13 protein-coding genes and 1 pseudogene are annotated in these 19227 nt (G+C 43.5%); 7 read left to right on the forward strand and 7 right to left on the reverse strand.

The window, feature by feature from the left end; translation table 11 throughout:
* The first annotated feature begins 287 nt into the window (after nt 1-287).
* Complete coding sequence (locus PENNN9_RS11295) at nt 288-1997, forward strand: formate--tetrahydrofolate ligase (RefSeq protein WP_058369773.1); 1710 nt, start codon at nt 288-290, stop codon at nt 1995-1997.
* Between the two features lie 12 nt (nt 1998-2009).
* Here PENNN9_RS11295 and PENNN9_RS11300 read toward each other — a convergent pair whose 3' ends face one another.
* On the reverse strand, nt 2010-3596 hold the full coding sequence (locus PENNN9_RS11300) for a YifB family Mg chelatase-like AAA ATPase (RefSeq protein ID WP_058369774.1): 1587 nt from the start codon (nt 3594-3596) through the stop codon (nt 2010-2012).
* Between the two features lie 322 nt (nt 3597-3918).
* On the opposite strand from PENNN9_RS11300, the gene PENNN9_RS11305 reads away from it, so the two are divergent.
* On the forward strand, nt 3919-6369 hold the full coding sequence (locus PENNN9_RS11305) for a penicillin acylase family protein (protein ID WP_058369775.1): 2451 nt from the start codon (nt 3919-3921) through the stop codon (nt 6367-6369).
* A gap of 288 nt (nt 6370-6657) precedes the next feature.
* Entirely contained in the window at nt 6658-8199 is a 1542-nt protein-coding gene (gene hemN / locus PENNN9_RS11310; RefSeq protein WP_058369776.1) for an oxygen-independent coproporphyrinogen III oxidase, read from the forward strand.
* A gap of 89 nt (nt 8200-8288) precedes the next feature.
* Here the strand turns inward: hemN and PENNN9_RS11315 are convergent, their stop codons facing one another.
* The 3 genes and pseudogenes from PENNN9_RS11315 to PENNN9_RS11325 form a co-directional block, all read right to left on the reverse strand.
* Nucleotides 8289-9149 carry an SPFH domain-containing protein gene (locus PENNN9_RS11315; protein ID WP_058369799.1) on the reverse strand — a complete coding sequence of 287 codons (861 nt, stop codon included), beginning with the start codon at nt 9147-9149 and terminating at the stop codon, nt 8289-8291.
* Nucleotides 9150-9490: 341 nt separating this feature from the next.
* A pseudogene (locus PENNN9_RS11320) lies at nt 9491-9946 on the reverse strand (NfeD family protein); the annotation flags it as partial.
* A 224-nt stretch (nt 9947-10170) separates the two neighbouring features.
* The gene (locus tag PENNN9_RS11325; protein WP_058369777.1) at nt 10171-10710 is read right to left on the reverse strand and encodes a porin family protein; all 540 of its coding nucleotides are present in this window, start codon (nt 10708-10710) and stop codon (nt 10171-10173) included.
* 292 nt (nt 10711-11002) lie between these two features.
* Between PENNN9_RS11325 and PENNN9_RS11330 the strand changes: the two genes are divergently transcribed.
* Together PENNN9_RS11330 and PENNN9_RS11335 are read left to right on the forward strand one after the other, a co-directional pair.
* Nucleotides 11003-12235, forward strand: coding sequence for an aminotransferase class I/II-fold pyridoxal phosphate-dependent enzyme (locus tag PENNN9_RS11330; protein WP_058369778.1), 1233 nt, complete (start codon nt 11003-11005; stop codon nt 12233-12235).
* A gap of 165 nt (nt 12236-12400) precedes the next feature.
* Nucleotides 12401-13216, forward strand: a complete 816-nt coding sequence (locus PENNN9_RS11335; RefSeq protein WP_058369779.1) for a methyltransferase domain-containing protein — start codon at nt 12401-12403, stop codon at nt 13214-13216.
* Nucleotides 13217-13517: 301 nt separating this feature from the next.
* Here PENNN9_RS11335 and dnaK read toward each other — a convergent pair whose 3' ends face one another.
* Entirely contained in the window at nt 13518-15458 is a 1941-nt protein-coding gene (gene dnaK / locus PENNN9_RS11340) for a molecular chaperone DnaK (protein ID WP_058369780.1), read from the reverse strand.
* Between the two features lie 283 nt (nt 15459-15741).
* Nucleotides 15742-16347, reverse strand: coding sequence for a nucleotide exchange factor GrpE (grpE, locus tag PENNN9_RS11345; RefSeq protein ID WP_058369781.1), 606 nt, complete (start codon nt 16345-16347; stop codon nt 15742-15744).
* A 318-nt stretch (nt 16348-16665) separates the two neighbouring features.
* Between grpE and PENNN9_RS11350 the strand changes: the two genes are divergently transcribed.
* Entirely contained in the window at nt 16666-17103 is a 438-nt protein-coding gene (locus PENNN9_RS11350; RefSeq protein ID WP_058369782.1) for a hypothetical protein, read from the forward strand.
* A 119-nt stretch (nt 17104-17222) separates the two neighbouring features.
* Nucleotides 17223-18071 (forward strand): alpha/beta hydrolase, encoded by an 849-nt coding sequence (locus PENNN9_RS11355; protein ID WP_058369783.1) that lies wholly within the window; start codon nt 17223-17225, stop codon nt 18069-18071.
* On the opposite strand, the gene PENNN9_RS11360 is transcribed toward PENNN9_RS11355, so the two are convergent.
* Nucleotides 18048-19175: a metallophosphoesterase gene (locus PENNN9_RS11360; RefSeq protein ID WP_058369784.1), complete on the reverse strand. Its 1128-nt coding sequence runs from the start codon at nt 19173-19175 to the stop codon at nt 18048-18050. The genes PENNN9_RS11355 and PENNN9_RS11360 overlap by 24 nt on opposite strands.
* Nucleotides 19176-19227: the final 52 nt, after the last annotated feature.

Below are 19227 nucleotides of genomic sequence, written 5' to 3' on the forward strand. Positions count from 1 at the left end.
GTACGGTACAGCAGACCGTCAAGTAATTTAGCATTTAATTAATTCGTTTGTAATATTAGCTGATGCATAAGTTTTTTTGATGTTTTAAGAGACATGTATGTACTTAAAATCTATTAGTAATTATAGAGCAATAGCAATAATAGCAATAGTTGCGAGCCATATTTACGGATTTGGACTTTCAAGCCCTGATCCAGTTACATATTTTATAAAGAGTATAAATAACTGGATCGACTGGTTTGTTCTGCTGTACCGTTACATTCCGCCTTGGCCGTACAGCAGCCTTTGACATGATCGTACCCAGCGATATTGCCATCGCCCAAAATGCTACCTTACAACCTATCAACGACATCGCACAAAAACTTGGTTTAACCACTGCTAATATCGAACCATACGGCCATGATAAAGCAAAAATAAATTCAGCCGATGTGTTTGCCATGCCAGTTAAAAATCAGCAGAGCAAATTGATACTGGTTACTGCTATTAACCCGACACCCGCTGGCGAAGGTAAAACTACGGTCACTATCGGCTTAGCTGATGCCTTAAACCGCATTCATAAGCAACAAAACAGCGGTGAGAGAACGGCGGTTGCCATACGTGAGCCATCCATCGGTCCCGTGTTTGGGATTAAAGGCGGCGCAGCTGGCGGTGGTTACGCACAAGTACTACCGATGGAGGATATTAACTTACACTTTACCGGCGACTTTCATGCGATTGGAGCAGCGAATAACCTGCTGGCGGCACTATTAGACAACCATATTTATCAAGGTAACGAGCTAGATATCGACCCAAAACAAGTATTTTGGCGTCGTGCGATAGATATGAACGACCGTCAACTGCGCAATATTATCAGCGGTATCGGCAAAACCACTGATGGCGTAATGCGTGAAGATGGTTTTGATATTACTGTCGCTTCTGAAGTCATGGCTATCTTTTGCTTGGCGACAGATATGAACGATTTAAAACAGCGCCTAGGCAATATCCTAATAGCCTATAACAAAGCCAAACAGCCCATCTACGCTAAAGACCTTAACGCTCATGGAGCAATGGCAGTACTCCTAAAAGAAGCCATCAAACCCAACCTTGTACAGACGATTGAGGGCACACCTGCCATCGTCCACGGTGGCCCATTTGCCAATATCGCCCACGGTTGTAGCTCCGTTATCGCAACCCGAGTTGCTATGCATTTGGCAGACTATACACTCACCGAAGCAGGCTTTGGCGCTGACCTTGGGGCGCAAAAGTTTTGTGATATTAAGTGTCGCTTGTCAGGATTGACGCCAGATGCAGCCGTAATCGTCGCCACCATTCGTGCATTAAAATATAATGGTGGCGTAACTAAAAACAAGCTCACTGATCAAAACTTAATCGCACTTGAGCAAGGTCTGCCCAATCTTATGAAGCATATCGAAAATATGCAAGAAGTCTACGGTCTGCCCGTAGTCGTCGCCATTAACCAGTTTGCCAGTGATACCGACGCTGAGATTGAGCTTGTGCGCCAAGCTTGCCTAGCAAAAGGCGTAAAAGTTGCGCTAACACAAGTATGGGAGAAAGGCGGTGCTGGCGGTGAAGATTTAGCAAACACTTTACTAAATTTGCTCAGTAAGAACCGTCATAAACCCAGCCAATTCCGCTTGGCTTATGACAGTGACCAGAGTATTGTAAAGAAAATTCGCACGATAGCACAGCGAATCTATGGGGCAGATGATATTGATATTAGCAGTCTGGCCGAGGTCAAAATACGCCGCCTAGAAGCCCTCAATCTCGATAAGTTGCCGATTTGTATCGCCAAAACCCAGTATTCACTTAGTGATAATGCCAAGCGACTTGGTCGACCTACAGGTTTTGATATCCATGTACGCGATATCAGCATTTCCTCTGGGGCGGGCTTTATTGTGGTGATCTGTGGCCCTATTATGAAAATGCCTGGCCTGCCTAAAACCCCTTCATCTGAACATATTGATTTGGATGATGCTGGTAATATTATTGGGCTGTTTTAACTTAATAATAAATCACTTACCGCGATAGCTTAGTGCCTCAGACACGTGAGCGCTGGTAATATCAATACTATCGGCAAGATCAGCAATGGTACGCGCGACCCGCAATACGCGATGATAACCACGAGCAGATAAGTTTAGGCGTTGCTGCGCCATCTGTAATAGCTGCTGTTCGTTCTCTCCTAGCTGAATGTATTTATCGATCTCGCTAGGGCTCAGCTCATTATTTACTTTTTGCTGCCGCTGTAATTGCTGCTTATGCGCAGCTACTACTCGCGTGCGTACCTGCTCAGATGTTTCGCCAGCCTGAGCGTTTTGCAAGTCTGAAATCGGTAACGCTGGCACGGTAATATGTAGATCGATCCTATCTAGTAGAGGACCTGATAGTTTGTCTTGATAGCGCTTAATCTGTTCAGGCCGACAACGACAGCGGCCTGATCCGTCTCCATCGTAGCCGCACGGGCAAGGATTCATCGCTGCCACCAATTGAAAGTTTGCCGGAAAGCTCATTTGCGAGTTGGCACGGCTAATGGTGATTTGCTTGGCTTCTAGCGGCTGACGCAATACTTCTAACACGGTACGATCAAATTCTGGTAATTCGTCAAGGAATAACACGCCTTTATTGGCAAGCGTAATCTCACCAGGTTTGGGGCGAGAACCTCCACCGACCAACGCCACCGCTGATATGGTGTGATGCACTTGTCTAAATGGCCGTGTGCCATAATCGTAGTCACTGTCTGCAACTGAATAAGTGCTCGCTACTTCTAGCGCATCTTCATCACTCAAATCAGGCATGATAGTCGGCAGCCGTGATGCCATCAACGTCTTACCTGAGCCAGGTGGCCCTGTAAATAACAGCGAGTGACCACCAGCTGCGGCAATCTCTAGCGCACGCCGAGCATGATGCTGACCTTTGACATCCGCCAAGTCTACCGAATAGCCAATGTGCTGCTGTGCCGGACTGGACTGGACCACCTCTAAATGCGTATCTGTAGCACTGGGATCTGTTAGCGATTGCAGATGATCACAGACAGCCTTTAAGTTTTGGGCGGCCAATATCGTGACACCATCGACACGGCTAGCTTCAGCGCCATTAGCCATTGGTACTATCAATTCTACGGTTTGTGGTTCTTGGCGTTGCTCATTCAGTGGTAGCTCATTATTTTTTGACGGTTTGGATGCTTTTGACGATTTTAAGGCCAACGCTTCCGCTTTTATCGCGCGCGCTACTGCTAAGCTGCCTGTCACCTGCCGAAGCTCACCATTCAGTGCCAGCTCACCGATAAACTCAAATCCTGTCAATGACGCCGGATCAATCTGATCACTGGCTGCCAAGATACCGATAGCTATCGGTAAATCTAGCCTAGCACCTTCTTTGGGCAGGTCTGCTGGCGCAAGATTAATGGTCAAACGGCGATTGGGAAATTGAAAACCTGAATTTAAGATGGCAGAACGCACTCTATCTTTACTCTCGCGTACAGCAGCTTCTGGCAAACCTACGATAGTCAATGCTGGCAGGCCTTGTGATAAATGCACTTCGATGATGACCTTGGGGGCATGTAAGCCCACGACCGAACGGGTATAGACTTGAGCAAATGACATCGGCGTTTCCTAATAGAGAGAATATTGATAATAAAGTATTATTAACCAGCGCGCAAATGTCGTGTCTTATCACTAGTGTAGATAACCAATACTGGTGTAGACAACCAATATTGTTATATGATGAGCAGATGCTCTTATGCTTGGTTTTGTCTGATTGGTACAAGACCTCTATCAACAATAAGAGTATTGGCAATAAAAGGATTTTATTGATCATATAAAGCTCGTTGATGGCTCTTTTTCTAAAGTTTTGTACTAAGGCTTGACACTGAGACTTTATACTAAGGTTTTCTACTAGACCCGTTAACCATGGATGGATAAGCTTATGAGCAATCATGTGTTCAATCAGCGTACGCCTAGGCTTGCGCTACTTGCAGTGGTAATCTCTCTTGCACTGTCTGGTTGTTTTAAAGACAATGACAATGATTCAGTCAACTCTCAACTCACTTACTCAGCCGATATTCAGCGAACTGAATTTGGTATTCCCCATATCACTGCCAAAGATTATAAAGGCTTAGGTTATGGGGTAGGCTATGCTTTTGCAGAAGACAATATTTGCTCACTGGCACGTGAAATCGTCGTGGCTAGTGGTCAAAGCATGCTGTATCTAGGTGAAGAAGGTGATATAGCAAGCGATGTTTTTTATACTTGGTACAATGCTTCAGATAGGCGTGCCAATTTTTTGGCTGCGCAAGATCCAGAAGTTATCGACGCGGTGACTGGTTATGCCGCTGGTTATAGCCGTTATCTACGCGATACAGGTAAAAACAATATTGACCCTGACTGTGCTGGGGCAGAATGGGTGCGTGAGATCACAATCGATGATTTATTAGCGCTCTATGGTAAAGCCAACTTACGAGGTGGATTGTCTAACTTCGTGGGTCCAATCGTAGCAGCAGCGCCTCCTGATCCAAATACTGTGATGAGCAGTAGCAGAATGCGTACTGTCAGTCCAGAGTCTGACGTTGAGTTCGATACGTCTACGATCAATGCGATGAAAGGCGGCAGTAATGCTTATGCATTTGGTAGTGAGGTCACCGGTACTGACAGTGGTATCTTGTATGGCAACCCACATGAGCCTTGGGAGGGGGTGCAGCGTTTTTATGAGTTTCATTTAACCATGCCAGGCAAGCTTGATGTGATGGGCGCCGCTCAACAAGGACAACCATTCATCAATATTGGTTTCAATAAAGATGTGGCTTGGAGTCATACGGTCTCTACCGCCAAACGCTTTACCCTTTATCAGCTCAGTTTGGTAAATGACAACCCAATGAAGTACCACTATCAAAACAGCGACGGTGTGTTTGAGCAGCGTGATATCGAGCAAGTTGATGTGACCATTCAGTTGCCCGACGATCAGACGTTGGTACGTCCTATCTATTTATCACAGTATGGGCCGATGCTCGCTGTAAACTTACTGAACGACAAACTGCCAGCATGGGGCGCAAACAACCTAGCTTTTACCATTCGTGATGCAGCTTCTGAGAATCCGCGTGCATTGAATCAATGGCGTAGTATGAACCAAGCGAGTAGCGTTGAAGACCTGAAGGATAGAATGCAGGACATACTAGGTCTTGGGTTTGTCAATACCATCGCCACTGACCGCCATGGCAAAGCATTATATGCAGATATATCAACCGTACCGCATGTCACTAAAGCTAAGCTAGAGGCCTGTAGCAATGCTAATTTTGGCCCAGTCCTTGGTGCTTTGATTGCAGCAGACTTGCCAGCTCTTAATGGTAGTACAGCCGCTTGCGAGTGGGGCAATGATGCCGACTCACCGCAGGCAGGCATTTTTGGACGCTCAAACCTACCTTATTTGATTCGTGATGACTACGTTGCCAACTCAAATGATAGCTACTGGCTCAGCAATCCTGAGCAGCCATTGACAGGGTTTTCACCGCTCCTACGTCGCCGCCTAGCTCCATTCTTAGGTGCCAACGCAGTAGATGGCGTACCACTGCTGCTGCGCTCTCGTATGGGTCTGACGCAGATATTAGATCGCCTTGATAACTCAGACGGTCTAGGCGGCAATACCTTTACCTTAGATAATATGCAAGACGTCGTCTATGGTAATCGCAGCTATGCAGCTGAGCTGGTGCTTGATGATGTATTGGCAGATTGTACAGCCAACCCAGTACTGTCACTGTCCAATGGGAGTACCATCAACGGCACAGAAGCTTGTACTGTCCTAAGTAACTGGGATCGCCGTGACAATCTTGATAGTAAAGGCGCTCACGTGTTTAGAGAGTTTTGGCGCAACGTCAACTTCGATGAAACCACTGATGATGTGTTTAGGGTAAAATTCGATATCAACGACCCTATCAATACCCCTCGTGGCCTTATCATTGATGAAAATACACGTACAGCATTGGGAGATGCTATTGTCTTTTTCAATGACAAAAACATAGCCCTTGATGCGTCATTGGCAGATTTACAATATGTCATCGACGCTAGTAATAATGGTGAAAAGATTCCTATGCATGGTGGACTTGGCCGTGAAGGCATATTTAATGTCGCAAGCTCAAGCCAAAATGACGATGGCACATATGGGCCAATCACTCATGGTCCTACGTACATGCAGACAGTTACCTTCGATGATAAAGGGCCAGTCGTAGAAGCGTTACTAGCTTATTCACAAGCTTCAGATAGCACGCGACCTTATCACCGTGATCAAACACGACGCTATTCAAATAAAGATTGGATTCGTTTGCCTTTTAGCGCTAGTGAAATCTCCAATCAAGCAGTTGGTAATAAGATTCAATTAAGAGAATAGCCCTTAGGTAAATTGAAGTAAGTATTGTTAAAGACATACATAAGACCTCAGATAAACGCTGGGGTCTTTTTTATTAAAAAAAATAGGCAATCTTTAAGTGATTAAAAAACTTATCGAGTCCCCACTATGAGTAAGGACTTGTTATACTAACGTCTGTTTATTTATATGCAAACGTTGCGATAAATAACTACTCTCTTAACTGTCGTCAAACTTGCATAAAATAGGTACATAGTTAGCGGTTAACCATGTAACAGCCATCAATATTATGGTCAAAACGAGGAGTGTCGCATGACGGACTATTCAAAACAAAACATCCAGCAGCCTTATAACCGTGCTAACGAGCAGCCGACTACAGTACGCCCTGTCATGCAGCCAGACAATCCGTATGCCAGTACGCGCGGCAGCATAATGACCAAGCAGCTACCCGCATTCGATGAGGCGATTATCAATAAATACAATCGCTCAGGACCACGCTATACTTCCTACCCAACCGCTTTAGAATTTTCCCCTATACCTGACGGCCTTGAGACAAAAATTCTGCAAAACCGTGAAGCTCGCGCTCCATTATCTCTATATTTTCATATTCCATTTTGTCGTCACCTTTGCTACTACTGCGCCTGTAATAAAATAATTACCAAAAAAAACAGCGACTCAGGAGATTATCTACAATATCTCATCAAAGAGATTAAACACAAACGTCGCTTATTAGCGGTGCCAGATGGTAGTGATAAACCACTCGTCAAGCAGCTACATTTAGGTGGTGGCACGCCAACATTTCTAAGTGATGAAGAGATGGTACAACTGTGGGAGTTTTTGCAGACCCAGTTTGAGTTTTTGCCTGAAAATGAAGGTGATTATTCTATTGAGATTGATCCACGTGAGTTAAGTGGCGAGACCTTAAAAGTATTGCGCAGCCTTGGCTTTAACCGAGTCAGCTTGGGCGTACAAGATTTAGACGAGACTGTACAAATCGCGGTCAATCGTGTGCATTCAGCAGAATTGATTGAAAACGTACTCACTGAAGCGCGCGAATTGGGCTTTCACTCTATTAATATTGATCTAATTTATGGTCTGCCACATCAAACGCCTGCTACCTTGGACACAACCGTACGCCGTATCATCGAGATGTCGCCAGATCGTCTGTCGGTATTTAACTATGCGCATCTGCCAGAGCGCTTTAAAGCTCAGCGTCAAATTAAAGAGGAAGACCTGCCAGATCCAGCGGCTAAGCTCACTATGCTTGGCAATACCATCAATACGCTGACCGAAGCGGGTTATCAATATATCGGTATCGACCACTTTGCCAAGCCTGATGACGAGTTGGCTGTCGCACAGCGCGAAGGCAAGCTGCATCGTAACTTCCAAGGGTATACCATCATGGGTGACTGCGATTTACTAGGTTTTGGTGTCTCATCCATCAGTCAAATTGCCAATGCCAATACCCGCTATATCCTACAAAACGATACCGATCTACAAGCTTATCAAGCCAGTATCGAGGCTGCGCAGAGCAACCCTGCTATCATGCCAGCGGTAAAAGTCATCAAGACTTCTATTAAAGATCGCTTGCGTGAGTATGTCATCATGAACCTGCTCTGTCACGATTATATTGACTTTAAAGACGTCAATCAAAAATTTGGTATTGATGCTATTACTTACTTTATTGAGGAAATTCAACAATTGGATGAGATGCAAAAAGATAGGCTTGTTGATATGGACGCAGCTGGCATTCGTGTATTACCAAAAGGACGCCTATTAGGGCGTAACGTGGCCATGGTATTTGATGAGTATCTTGAGACAAAACATAAAGATCGCTTTTCAAAAGTCATCTAGGCTCATGAAACATAGGGCCAATTATCAGTTATAAAAAAAGACCTCAGTTGAGGTCTTTTTCGTGTACGTTCATAGTCGTCTATCGTCTGTTAAACTTTTAACTTATCACCAACCATACCCTTAACTGTACTTAAGATATCAGCTGGCAATACCACCATTTTTGAGTTGTCAGATTCAGCCAATTGACGAATCGACTTGATATATTGCTCACCAAGTAAGTAGACAATAGGCATCTCTTCGTCACCCATAGCAGCGGTAATAAGGCGAATGGACTCCTCTGAACCTTTAGCAAGCACCACTTGCGCTTCAGCATCACGGCGTGACGCTTCTAGACGGCCATCGGCTTCTAGGATAGCTGCTTGCTTTTGACCATCAGCACGGGTCACTGTTGCACGGCGTAGACGCTCTGCCGCTGCTTGCTCTTCCATTGATGCTTGCATGGTCGAGGAAGGATTGATGTCTTGGATCTCAACTGTCTTGAGGGTAATACCCCAGTCGGCAATGTCTTCTGAGATCGCTTGCTTGAGTAGTGCTTTGATCTCATCGCGACTAGATAACGCATTATCTAAATCCATCTCACCGATGATCGAACGCAAGGAAGTCTGTACCAAATTACGGATACCATGCTCATAATCTTCGATACCGTAGACTGCCTTGTCTGGACGCATGATATTGATATAGGCCACCGCGTTTGCGATGATGACCACGTTATCGCGAGTAATGACTTCTTGTGAGGGAATATCGAGCACAATGTCTTTGGTCGTGACCTTATAAGCAATTCTGTCTACGAAGGGAATAATGAGACTAAAGCCAGGCTCTAGCGTTTGCTGGTATTTACCCAAACGCTGCACCACCCATTTGTACCCTTGCGGTACGATACACACGCTTTTGAAAACGGTAAAAATGACTAGGGCAATCAATACCACCATCACAATACTAAGCCCATTCATACTATTTATGATGTTATTCATAACACTCTCCTTGAACCATTGCTATAAATGGAGCAGCAACGTCCTATTTATTTAATATTTACAACTCCGATGTATCGTATGGTATGACAAGTAATGACTATGATAAAAAGGAGATAATACTCTATGCTACTAATTGAATATGAATAATCAAATCGTCCGTTAAACTACTTATCCATAAACTTTTTTTTCAATCGATCTCTATCAAGTCCAGGTTTATTAAGGTTTAGTCTGCTAGACTTTGCTTTAACTGCAACAGAAGGACTCTCAACAGTGGGAGCGATATTGGGACGATTGATCGCTTGAGCTTCTATACGCCTAGTTGGTGCGACAATTAGCTCATTACCGCTTATATCTGTCACCACAACCCGATCACCCACTTCAACCGTTTCATCATTTGTTCGGCACGACCATTCATCTGCGCCCACAATTGGTACATTGAATCGTACCACCCCCAACTTGCCTGCTTGCGGTTTGACTATAATCATACCAGTTTCACCGATGATTACCCCGCCGCCCAATCCAGCTTTGGTACGATCTATCGATAATGGTTTTATATACTTAACCCAAGCAAACATGAACAATACTGACAACGCTAACCAGATAACGACCTGCAATATCAAAGGAACAGGTAGCAGCCATGATATAGCGGCAACAATAACGGCAGCAGCCCCAAACCAAAGGCTTGCAAAGGTGGGAATAAATATCTCAGCAATCATTAATAAAAAACCCAATACCAGCCAGTGCCAAGGTTCAATCATCCAAATAGTCTCAATCATCAGCGTACCCTCCTTTGCAGTTCTAACTTTTAATGTAGCACATTTTGGCAATAGATAATGTCTTAAAAATCAACATGATACCAATAGTTTTCATTATCTACTATATGCCAAACATAATTTTATATTAAAAGCTATAAACAAAAAAAAACGACCACATAAAGTGATCGTTTTTTTATTCTACTAAGATTTAGTATCTAGTTTTCTAAAATTATTTATCAATAAACTCAGAATTTTAGATGGGCACCTACTGTCATAAGGTCAGCATCGCTACCAGTTACCGCATATTCAGCTTCAACGTTGAAATCTTGGTTGATTGCATAGCCTAAACCTACGCCACCTGCAAGACTGGTATCATCATCTGAAACAGAAACGCGTCCTAGAGCTGTTGTGTAATCGCGATCCACTTCTGTTTTAGCAATACCTACTTTACCTTTGGCATATAAGGCAGTATTTGGGAAAGCATAACGGTAAGTACCATAGGCGCCATAGGTTTTGGCATCGATGTCGCCATTTCTATAATCAGCGTCATCTGAACCTACATACTCAGCTTCAATACCGAAGTTAGGATCGAAGTTGTAACCACCATAGACACCATATGCGGTAGGATCATCAGCACCATTAACGTCTAAATCAAATTGACCAACTTTTACACCGACATACGGCTGACCAGTATAACCATTACCATATGATACAGCAGCTTGTGCACTTACGCTTAATAAAGAACCAGCTGCTAGTGCAAGTAACGTTTTTTGTAGAGTTTTCATTGCTATCTCCTTCAAACAAAATTGACAAACAAGTTAGTTATTAGTGTTGGCCGTTATAGCCATATCGCCTTGTTTGCTAACGATGAATATATAATAACAAACTATTTCGAACACTCTGTCAGTGTTTAATGGTGTGAGAGTTAAGATTTGAAAGTGTTTGTCATCACATGGGTTACAAACTCCATGATATGAAATTTTTTGTTACAAGTAGCGATTTTGTGCAATACTTCCCACTCATTGATTGCATATTTAACGTCAAAAAAACAAAAACAAGGTAAAGGAATATCTATATATGACCAGTTCTATCGTAGGGCAACTGCATGAAACACTAACGCATCTAAAGTCTCAGCAGCAATATCGACATCTGCCAAGCCTAGAGCATCAGGGGCGCTACGTGGTGCATAATGGTCATACGCTGCTTAATATTGCCAATAATGACTATCTTGGGTTGGGCAGTGATAGTGAGATGCAAGCTGAATTTTTTGAGCAACTAGCACAATTGCCAGCGGCACAACTACCTAGGATGAGTGCGACTTCATCACGACTACTCACAGGAAACGATACCCAGTTACAAGCGTTAGAGTCTGAAATGCAAGCATGGTATCAGACTGCCGTGTATCAGCAAGGAATAACTACCCCAAAGTCTGTATTGGTATTGAATAGTGGTTATCACGCCAATATTGGGATTTTGCCAGCATTGACCACTCTACCAGTCAACACGCTTGTGTTGGCAGACAAACTGGTACATGCCAGTATCATTGACGGTCTACGCCTAAGCCAAAACAAACTTGTCAGCTATCGCCGCTACCGTCACAATGATTATGAGCATCTGGCCAAGTTTATTGAGCAAGCAGGGCCTACTGTTGAGCGCATCATTATCGTCACTGAAAGCGTTTTTAGTATGGATGGTGACCGTGCGGATTTGCCTCAGTTGGTACAATTAAAGGCTAAAGATGCTCGCATTGAGTTGTATGTCGATGAGGCGCACGCGATCGGTGTGTTAGGTGAGACGGGCTTAGGGCTGGCAGAAGAGACACAGACGTTGGCAGACATTGATTACTTGGTTGGCACATTTGGCAAAGCCTTTGCCTCAGTCGGAGCTTATATTATGTGTGATGATGTCGTCAAACAATGGCTGATTAACCATATGCGTCCTTTGATATTTAGCACCGCCCTACCCCCAATAAACCATGCATGGACACGCTTTATTTTAGCAAAAATGCCAACACTTAATGACCAACGCAACCACTTAACCAAGTTATCTACAAAAATTAGCCAAGCCATCAATCAGTCACAGCAAACAACGCCTATCCGTCAAAATGTAACCTATGAGTCACCTATTGTGCCTTACCTATTAGGGGACAATGCGCGCACGATTGCCAAAGCACAGCAGTTACAAGCAGCAGGATTTTATGCGCTGCCTATTAGACCGCCTACGGTTCCTTCCAACACCGCTCGTATTCGTCTGGTTATGAATGCCAAACTGACAAGTGAAGACTGTGAGCGGCTAATACAACAATTATGATTGAGAAGATACTGAGGACTGATGTTTGACAGAGCCTCTACTCCAGCTGGTTCAAAATAATTTGATGACAAGAGAGGCCAGTAAAAGTATGCTCAAACCGTAGCTGATTTTTATAAGATTGACTATATCAAGCAACAATTGACTAAATTGGATGTACTAAGCCATATGGAAATACTTGCCACGCATTCTCGTTTTAGCAGCAGAAAACAAACCATCGCTCGCCATTTTGGTAACGCATATGACTATGACCAGCATGCTCATATTCAGCAGCAAGCATGCCGAGCTTTACTGGCTAATATTGCTCATGATAAGCAAGACAGTGTGTTAGAAATTGGGGCAGGTACTGGCCAAATGACACGCCTACTAGCTGCCTACATTCAAAGCCAGCATTGGCTAATCAACGAGTTATGTACTGAGCAGACAGCGACCTTGCAATTAATCCTACCCACCGCTCAGATTGCTATTGGCGATGCCGAAACCTTAGATTTTGAAGGAGCTCATAGCTTGATAATTAGTGCCAATGCGGTGCAATGGTTCGATAATCCATTGAGCTTTGTCTCGCAATCAGCACCTCGATTAAAAGTTGGCGGCCAGTTGCTGTTTAGCACTTTTACCGCCAATAACTTTTTGCAAATTAAGACTCTCACTGGTCAAGGACTTACCTATCCAGATAATGATAAATGGCAGTTAGCGTTGGATAGTACTGGCTTTGAAAATATTGAGCTTTCAGTTCAGCGTTTTGATTTGTTGTTTGCAACCCCTTATGCAGTATTAAAACATATGAAACTCACAGGAGTGTCAACCAATCGAACGCAAACGCAAACGCAATCAGCCAATTCTCAGCCCTTTATATGGACAAAAGCGCGTTTGCAACAATTTGAGCGAGACTATTGGCAACACTTTTCAGCAACAGATGAAGAAGGTCATGCTTGTGTCAGCTTGACTTATGAAGTACTGATAGTGAGCGCTTTTAGACCTTAATCTTATAATCTATAGTAGTAATGATAAAATTGAGGCCATAAAAAAACGCACCCCAAAGGTATAGTAGTAATGATAAAATTGAGGCCATAAAAAAACGCACCCCAAAGGATGCGTTTTTTCATTTAACTTTTTTTATTTAACTACTTATCAATTCGTATTAACTTTTTTTATTTAACTACTTATCAATTCGTATTGATTCTACCATTTTCAAAAACTTGAGTAGCAAGGAAAACAAGCATAAGTACTACATTGAGTAGACTTAGCGTGTTTGCCACAGCTAATCGCGTTTTTGGGTTTGGTATTATTTTTTGTCTTCGTCTACTTCAGTAAACTCAGCATCGACTACATCGTCATTCGCTTGGCTGGCATCAGCTGATTCAGTCTCTTGTTGGAACTGACCTGGGTCCATACCTTCAGCGCCTGCGCCACTATCTGCGTAGATCTTTTGGCTGATTGGCAAGAATGCATTGTCTAGTGCTTCAAGCTTGGCTTTGATGTCATCGTGATCATCTTCTTTGGTCGCTGTTTCAAGATCAGAGATAGCAGCCTCTACTGTCGATTTTTCTTCGTCAGTCACTTTATCGTCTGCTTCTTTCAAGGCTTTTTGAACCGCATGGATACGACCATCAGCTTCGTTACGAACTTGTGCTAAGTTGGCAAACTTCTCATCTTCAGCAGCGTTTGCTTCAGCGTCACGCACCATTTGTTCGACTTCTTCATCCGACAAACCAGAATCCGCTTTGATTTGGATGCTTTGTGCTTTACCAGTACCTTTGTCAGTCGCTGAAATATTCATGATACCGTCAGCGTTGATGTCAAAGGTAACTTCGATTTGTGGCAGACCACGTGGTGCTGGTGGAATGTCTGTCAAATCGAAACGGCCAAGCTGTTTGTTTTGGTTAGCGATTTTACGCTCACCTTGATAAACCTGAATCGTTACTGCAGGCTGATTGTCTTCGGCCGTTGAGAATACTTGTGATTTCTTGGTCGGAATCATTGTGTTCTTCTCAATGATTGGGGTCATCACACCGCCCATCGTTTCGATACCGAGTGTCAATGGCGTTACATCAAGTAGTAGTACGTCAGTTTTGTCACCAGACAATACGGCACCTTGAATAGCAGCTCCTGCGGCTACCGCTTCATCAGGGTTTACATCTTTACGTGGCTCTTGACCAAAGAACTCTTCCACTTTTTTCTGTACTAGTGGCATACGAGTCTGACCACCGACTAAGATTACATCGTCGATATCGCCAACTTTGATACCAGCATCTTCAAGAGAAATTTTACAAGGACCCATAGTACGCTGAACCAAGTCTTCAGTTAGGCTCTCAAGTTTTGAGCGACTGATGGTCACTACCAAATGCTTAGGACCGCTACTATCAGCAGTAATGTAAGGTAAGTTCACTTCAGTGCTTTGCGCGCTTGATAGTTCAATTTTTGCTTTTTCTGCCGCTTCTTTTAGACGCTGCATCGCAAGAGAGTCACCTTTTAGGTTAACGTCTTGCTCTTTTTTGAATTCAGCAACTAGGTATTCAATCAAGGCTGAGTCAAAGTCTTCACCACCAAGGAATGTGTCACCGTTGGTCGCTAGTACTTCAAACTGCTGCTCGCCATCGACATCAGCGATTTCGATGATTGATACGTCAAAGGTACCACCGCCCAAGTCATAAACAGCAACTGTGCTATCGCCTTGTTTTTTATCCATACCATAAGCAAGTGCAGCTGCGGTTGGCTCGTTGATAATACGCTTTACGTCAAGACCAGCGATTTTACCCGCATCTTTGGTTGCTTGGCGCTGTGAGTCATTAAAGTAAGCTGGAACAGTAATAACTGCTTCACTCACGCTCTCACCAAGATAGTCTTCTGCTGTTTTTTTCATTTTTTTCAAGATTTCAGCAGAAACCTGTGGCGGCGCTAATTTTTTACCGTTAACTTCGACCCAAGCATCGCCATTATCTGCTTTAGCGATTTTGTATGGCACCATACCGATGTCTTTTTGCACCACTTTGTCATCGAAACGACGACCAATCAAACGCTTGATTGCGAACAAAGTGTTGCTTGGATTGGTCACTGCCTGACGCTTAGCTGATTGACCAACAAGCGTTTCGTCATCTTTATAAGCGACGATAGATGGCGTTGTACGTGTACCCTCAGCGTTTTCGATAATTTTAACTGAATCGCCTTCCATTACGGCTACACATGAGTTAGTTGTACCTAAATCAATACCAATTACTTTACCCATAATTAATTACTCCAAATTTATTCTAAATTACTGATTATAAGATTGTTACTTACCCACACTAGCCGTTTAAATAACAAGACTATATTACCGGTTTGAGTATTAGTCCAAGTTACTCACATAAGCCACTAGTTTTGGGGTATCAGACCTTAACTGGTCACTTGTTGCTTTATATCGGTTTGTGTTTGTAGTTTTTCAAGTCAATGACAGTACAATAACTTGGTTTTGTGTGAAGTTTTGTGAATATCCCTACTTTTAATAAGGCTTATACCTATTTCTACTCCACTTACTGACCAACACGTACCATAGCTGGACGCAATAGACGACCGTTTAAACTGTAGCCTTTTTGCAATACTGTACCAACGGTATCCGCTTCAGCATCAGCATCTATACCGACTGCTTCATGAAAGTCTGCATTGAATTTTTCACCTTGTGGATCGACCACCTCTACGCCATGTCTATTAAGGACCGCAAGTAGCGCTTTATGAGTCAACTGCACACCTTCAGTCACCGGGTCGTTATCAGTAGCGCTCTCGATAGCGCGCTCTAAATTATCAACGATCTCTAGTAGATCTTTGGCAAATTTTTGTAGGGCGAATTTTTTACTTTTATCAGTTTCTTGTTCCATACGCTTCTGCGCATTATAAGCTTCAGCATTGGCACGAGCCGTACCTTCTTTGGCTTGTTTTACTTCACCTTCAAGCTCAGCAATACGTGCATGAAAAGCATCGATATCAATATCGTTTTTAACTGTATTGTCTGAACCTGAATTATTTTCTGGATCAAACTCGTTCATGGTTTCCTCTAAAAGACTTTCTTCACGCTCAATATTGCTTTGAGCTGCTTTTGGATCATTGGTGTCAAACTCGTGATTGGGTGCTTGTTCAGTCATAATAGCTCCTTATGATTTTAGTAATGAGTCTTAAACTTAATATAAGATAAAACCGTGAATCTTGGATTTCTTACAAATAAACGCTCAGTATAATTATGTTCTGATAGCTGCTTGATAAAGACCCTAGGCGCAAATTTCAAGCCTAAATGAGATGAATTTTTGGCTTTTGATGAAATAATGAGTTTTCATAGATACTGACAAGCATAAAGGACGACAAAAACCAACGATAAGTAGCGCGTAGCACCACAAGTTGACTGCCCTCTACCAATCTGCCTTCTACAAGCTATCTTTCTTTTATTGAATTTACTAAGGAATACTATGACTGTTCTACCAAAATTATCTAATAATGTGCTGACAAATAAAGCAACCAATGCTATTAAGTCTTTGCGTAAACGGACAAGCTGTGACACGTCAGAACACCATTCATCAAAGGATAACCGACTGTTCACCAATCAGCTAAATAAACATTGTCCTAAGGAGTTTCGTCATATAACAGCACCTTATAAAAAGCATCATCTCCATCATGTATTAAAAAACCTCGAGACACTACCTACGCCTTTACTTGAGAGGCTAAATATTCTTCTTCATGGTGCCGATAATCAGCAATATCCCCATGCTGATGCTCACATGCGTTTGATTATGGCGCTAAGTAATAAGCTTAAACGCCCGTTAAGCCTCGATAGCTTGCCAACACTGCGTCATAAATTTGCAGCTGATGCAATCGCTATGCAAGCGCAGACGTCTGGCAACAGATAGATAAACAGTCAAGACTGCCGATTGCGCTCAACACAAAAACTCGTACACAACGCAATGCAAAAACTGGCACAACGGTTCGCTGGCAAGATGACATAATAGCGAACGCTGAAGGCGATGATATGACGGTGCGTTGCTACCAACAGCATAAGCAAGGTAATGATGAAACTAATCGCGATAAAACGGTCATGCTGTTCTTTCATGGCGGCGGGTTTTGTATTGGCGACCTTGATACTCATCATGAGTTTTGTCACACGGTCTGCAGACAAACAGGTTGGCCTGTGGTGAGTGTCGACTATCGTTTGGCGCCAGAGCACGCTGCCCCAACTGCCCTCAGAGACTGCTTGGCTGCTTATGAATGGCTAACTAAGCACTGCCATACTTTGGGTGCATTGCCATCGCGTATTGTATTATCAGGTGACAGTGCTGGTGGTTGCTTGGCCATCTTGGTCGCCCAGCAGATCACTGCGCCAGACGCTACGCAATGGCTTAATCTAGGGCTAGATGCAGAAGATATCATTAATAAGTTGCAACGTTTACCCCGTCCACTTGCTCAGCTACCTCTTTACCCTGTCACCGATATTGAGGCAAATTACCCTAGCTGGGCCTTATATGGTAAAGGGTTATTGCTCGATTACAATGATGTCGAAGTGTTTGACACCGCTTACATGCAACATAGTACTTTGACAGGCTCACATCCGCTTACTTCACCCATGCATGGTCACAATGCGCACATGTGTCCTAGCTACATTGTAGCGGCTGAATTAGATATCTTACGTGATGAGGCTCTCGTTTACGCTGACCAATTACAAGATAGTCGTATCGCGACTAAGACCTACACTGTGCTAGGCGCGCCGCATGGCTTCATTCATTTAATGAGTATTCATAAAGGTGTTGGTCATGAGACGACTGATATTATTGACAAGTTTGCCAGCTTTGTCCGCCAACTACTTACCGCTAAGAGTGATTAACCAAATCTCTGAACGCGAACCCAAGCGAAAAGGGATACCCCAAAAGCCATAGCCGGAGGACACCACAAAGTGTCCACGACCAATCGCTTCATAACCGTAACCTAGACGGTTAATCGCATTGACGATAAAGTTGGCGGGAAATACTTGTCCATTATGAGTATGTCCTGACACTTGTAAATCAATGGATAACTGGCTATGCTCAACGATATCGCTAGGGCGATGGTCTAGTAATATGATGGGCTCATCTACATTTACTTGCGCCAGTAGCTTTGTCGTCGCTACGCGCTCACGCTTATGATTATCGAAACGACCAACCAACCAAATCGGTTGCCCTTGATGCGTCAAGCAGACTACATCATCGTTCAATAAATGCACGCCAGCACTACGCAGCGAGTGACTAATGGGCTGTTCATGCCCGTACAAATCATGATTACCTAACGTCGCATAAACCCCATAAGGCAGGCTAGCACATAGTTCAGTTAAGTTTGCCTGCATATCGTAGGCAATAAATGCGTCGGTATTATCATCCATAATATCGCCTGGCATCAATAGTATATCCGCTTCGGACTGAACGACAAGGTGGCGTAGCCTATCTATCGCACCGCTACCAAAGAGTCGACCAATATGCAAATCACTGGCGACCGCGATACGTAATTGCCCTACCATTGGTTTGTTGATATAAATCGTTTTTTTGCGTACAACAGGTACGTAGGCGCTATATAAAGCATAAACAAACAAACCGATAAAGATAAGCAGAGCAAGTGCTCGCCACCCCGTTGCCACGACCGAAGGATTAAGAATGCGGTAGTCAGTAAAGGTTACTATTAGCCAATAACCACCGTATAACAAGCTGGTCAATAACGCAGTAAGTACGAGAAAATGCATGAACAACATCCAACCACTGACCCAGCGATAGCTATTGGCAAACACTCTTTTGACACTCAGCAGCAGCAAACCATTGGTAATGATAAATATAGTTACCATGACAACAGTTTGTATAGTGGTCGTCGTCCACGGCTGTAACCACCACTGTAAACTTAGCGTCGCTCCTAAACTAAAAAGCTGCAACAGTACAAAAATAGTGATAAAAAACGCGTTGCGCATGAGTAGTTCCAGAATGATTTTGGTATGTAAAGAGATTTAGACTAGACAAAGA

The organism is Psychrobacter sp. ENNN9_III (assembly GCF_001462175.1).
Taxonomy (GTDB): Bacteria; Pseudomonadota; Gammaproteobacteria; order Pseudomonadales; family Moraxellaceae; genus Psychrobacter.